We start from the raw sequence: 2,940 nt of genomic DNA, 5'->3' as shown, positions 1-2,940 counted from the left end.
GGGCGCGAACCAGTTGCCTTTGGTCATCGACGGCGTCACCTTCACCGACGATGTCGCCACCAGCGTCGCCGAAAACCGCGCCGCCTGATCAGGCCGCGTCACCCAATTTCCCGCATAGCTCCGCGACAGGGCGGAGACCTTATATCGTCGCCCTGACTGGCTTTACGGTCTGCGATGCGCTTGCGTACAGTAAGTGAGTTCCAGCCATTGTTGCGACGTCCATTCTTTCGGTAGCCGTTGCGGGCGCTTTCCGGGCGCACGTGGGCGCTAGCGGCCGCCCTGTCCTGCTCGGCCTCGATATGGGCAAGGACAGCGCTGACATGTCTGTTGTCTGTAGTTGCGATAAGGGTGACGCGGTGTTGGTGCGGATCGAGGATGGCAGGGAAGGACGATGCCATTGGGCGAACCTGGATGCGCCTATCAGACTCGTATGTATTGGCATGCTTGCCGACCAGCCCCCGTGTCAGTTCGTTGACCTCCAGCGGGATCCGCTTGTGATCGTACTTCAGGGTCAGGTCTTTGTTGACATAGCACTTGTTGCGCAGACAGAATATCTTGGCCAGACGGTCCGGTGCGGAGACTGTCTCGACGGGCAGCGGGCTTGGCAAACCTAACGTTATACCGCTGCATGAAGCCTGGGAGGGAGGCATTGGCCGCTTCCACATCCGATATCCCGGCAATGCACAGTTCTTTGGCCAGACGGTCATGCAGTGGCCTGCCCCCTCAAAAGTGGTTCTCCCTGAGGTATGGCTTTCGAGCCACTTGGAGGACGCGGGAATGCCCCAGAGGAAGCACAAGCCTGAGGAGATTGTAGCGAAACTCCGGCAGGTCGACGTATTGGTTTCGCAAGGCCAGTCGGTTGCGGAGGCCGTGCGCTCGATCGGCGTGACGCAGTTCACCTACTATTGGTGGCGCAAATAGTTTGGTGGCCTGAAGACGAACCAGATGAAGCGTCTGAAGAAGCTTGAGAAGGATTGCGCCGGCGGTTCGCCATCGGTCCGAGAACAGCTGTCGAGGGACCGGCTTCGGAAGGCCGTCTTCAATCTGACACTCGAGAAGCTGATCCTGCGGGAGGCGGGTTCGGGGAAACTACTGAGCCCCGCCGTCGTGCTTGCATCGAGCATGTCAGGCAGACGTTCCGGATTTCGGAACGGTTCGCTTGTCGTGTGCTCGGGCAGCATCGCTCGATGCGGATCCGGATTGCATCGGGGTCTGGCGCGACGGGCAAACCTACGGAAGTCTCCGTAGATATCCGCCAGAAGCGCCGCCTTGCCGACGCGGCGACCAATCACCGGCCAGGCCGCTTCCATGAAGGCCTCCTTGTTCATGGCGGTGATCATGCGAGCAGATGGAAAGGCCTCAGGCAAAGCCAGGAACCGGACTCCGTAAGAACTGCGATGGAACCGGTCTGCCTCGGGAAAATACAGTGGCAGGTGATGCGGTTAGCGTCCGAGGAGCTGGTGTAATTTCGTCGCCGCTGGCGGTGTGATCCCGGGTGGCCATCGAGGTGTAGGATCGAGGTGGAGTTTGGCGACTTCAACCACGGACCTTACGGAGACCCCGATGACCAAGACGAACATGGACCTGTCCGAGCTTCTGGCCAAGCACGATCAGGGAGACTTCCTGCGCGGCATTGCCGAGGCCGTCCTGCAGCTGATCATGGAGACTGATGTGGAGGGCCTTATCGGTGCCGGTCGGCATGAGCGCAGCGGCGAACGCACGACCTGGCGGAACGGGTATCGAGAGCGCGCTCTCGATACCCGTTTGGGCACGCTGAACCTGCGGGTCCCCAAATTGCGGCAGGGCAGCTACTTCCCGGGCTTCCTCGAGGCCCGCAAGACGTCCGAGCAGGCGCTGGTCGCCGTGATCCAGGAGGCGTGGATAGGCGGCGTCTCTACCCGTCGCGTCGACGAGCTGGTGCAGGCGATGGGCCTGAGCGGCATTTCGAAGAGCACGGTGTCGAAGCTGTGCAAGGACATCGACGAGAGGGTGGGCGAGTTCCTGAACCGCCCGCTGACCGGGGAATGGCCCTATGTCTGGCTCGACGCCACCTACCTCAAGGTGCGCCAGGGCGGCCGTATCGTGCCGGTCGCGGCGATAATCGCCGTTGCCGCCAACACCGAAGGGCGCCGGGAAATCATCGGCCTGGGCATCGGCCCGTCCGAAGCCGAGACGTTCTGGACCGAGTTCCTTCGGTCCCTGCGCGCCCGCGGCCTCGGTGGGGTCAGGCTGGTGATCAGCGATGCCCACACCGGCCTCAAGGCCGCCATCTCCCGGGTCTTCGAGGCCACCTGGCAGAGGTGCCGCGTTCACTGGATGCGCAATGCACTGGCCCACGTCTCCCGCGGCCAGCACACCGTCGTTGCCGCCGCCATCCGCCAGGCCTTCGACCAGCCCGACCGCGCCCATGCCGGCGAGACCTGGCGCAAGGTGTCCGAGCAGTTGCGCCCGCGCTGGCCCAAGCTGGCCGATCTCATGGACGCCAGCGAGCATGACGTGCTGGCCTACATGTCCTTCCCGCGCCAGCACCGCACCAAGCTGCACAGCACCAACCCGATCGAGCGCCTGAACAAGGAGGTGAAGCGCCGCGCCGACGTCGTGGGGATCTTCCCGAACGAGGCCTCCATCATGCGCCTGATCGGAGCTGTGCTGTTCGAACAGAACGACGAGTGGCAGACCTCGAGCCGCTACATGATGGTCGAGGCCTTCGCCCGCATCGACACCGAGGAGATCGACCCCATTCTCAGCATAACCACGAAAGCCGCCTGATCATGCCCTCAGGCCTCCCGGGAAATTACACCAGCTTGACGGACGTGACCGCCAGATCCTGCTTCATGCGGTTGCTGATGGTCCAGCCGATCACCCGGCGGGAATACAGATCGATGATGACCGCCAGATAGACCCAGCCTTCGCGGGTCCAGACATAGGTGATGTCTCCGG

2 protein-coding genes and 3 pseudogenes are annotated in these 2,940 nt (G+C 62.6%); 2 read left to right on the top strand and 3 right to left on the bottom strand.

The window, feature by feature from the left end:
• Window positions 1–98: 98 nt before the first annotated feature.
• A complete protein-coding gene (locus OC184_RS20640; RefSeq protein WP_378926735.1) occupies window positions 99–707 on the bottom strand; it encodes a hypothetical protein in 609 nt (202 codons plus the stop codon).
• Window positions 708–777: 70 nt separating this feature from the next.
• Between OC184_RS20640 and OC184_RS19785 the strand changes: the two are divergent.
• Window positions 778–1,211, top strand: a pseudogene (locus OC184_RS19785) (transposase); the annotation flags it as partial.
• Here the strand turns inward: OC184_RS19785 and OC184_RS19780 are convergent.
• A pseudogene (locus OC184_RS19780) lies at window positions 1,199–1,439 on the bottom strand (IS110 family transposase); the annotation flags it as partial. The pseudogenes OC184_RS19785 and OC184_RS19780 overlap by 13 nt on opposite strands.
• A 124-nt stretch (window positions 1,440–1,563) precedes the next feature.
• On the opposite strand from OC184_RS19780, the gene OC184_RS19775 reads away from it, so the two are divergent.
• Window positions 1,564–2,769: an IS256 family transposase gene (locus tag OC184_RS19775; protein ID WP_265508902.1), complete on the top strand. Its 1,206-nt coding sequence runs from the start codon at window positions 1,564–1,566 to the stop codon at window positions 2,767–2,769.
• A gap of 31 nt (window positions 2,770–2,800) precedes the next feature.
• On the opposite strand, the pseudogene OC184_RS19770 reads toward OC184_RS19775, so the two are convergent.
• A pseudogene (locus tag OC184_RS19770) lies at window positions 2,801–2,940 on the bottom strand (DDE-type integrase/transposase/recombinase); the annotation flags it as partial.

It is taken from the genome of Paracoccus rhizosphaerae (assembly GCF_026162645.1).
GTDB classification, from domain to species: domain Bacteria; phylum Pseudomonadota; class Alphaproteobacteria; order Rhodobacterales; family Rhodobacteraceae; genus Paracoccus; species Paracoccus rhizosphaerae.
This window is presented reverse-complemented; position numbering and strand designations above follow the sequence as displayed.

Coding starts and splice junctions, on each gene's coding strand:
- OC184_RS20640 (WP_378926735.1), bottom strand. CDS start 707: ATGACCGTCTGGCCAAAGAACTGTGCATTGCCGGGATATCGGATGTGG.
- OC184_RS19775 (WP_265508902.1), top strand. CDS start 1,564: ATGACCAAGACGAACATGGACCTGTCCGAGCTTCTGGCCAAGCACGAT.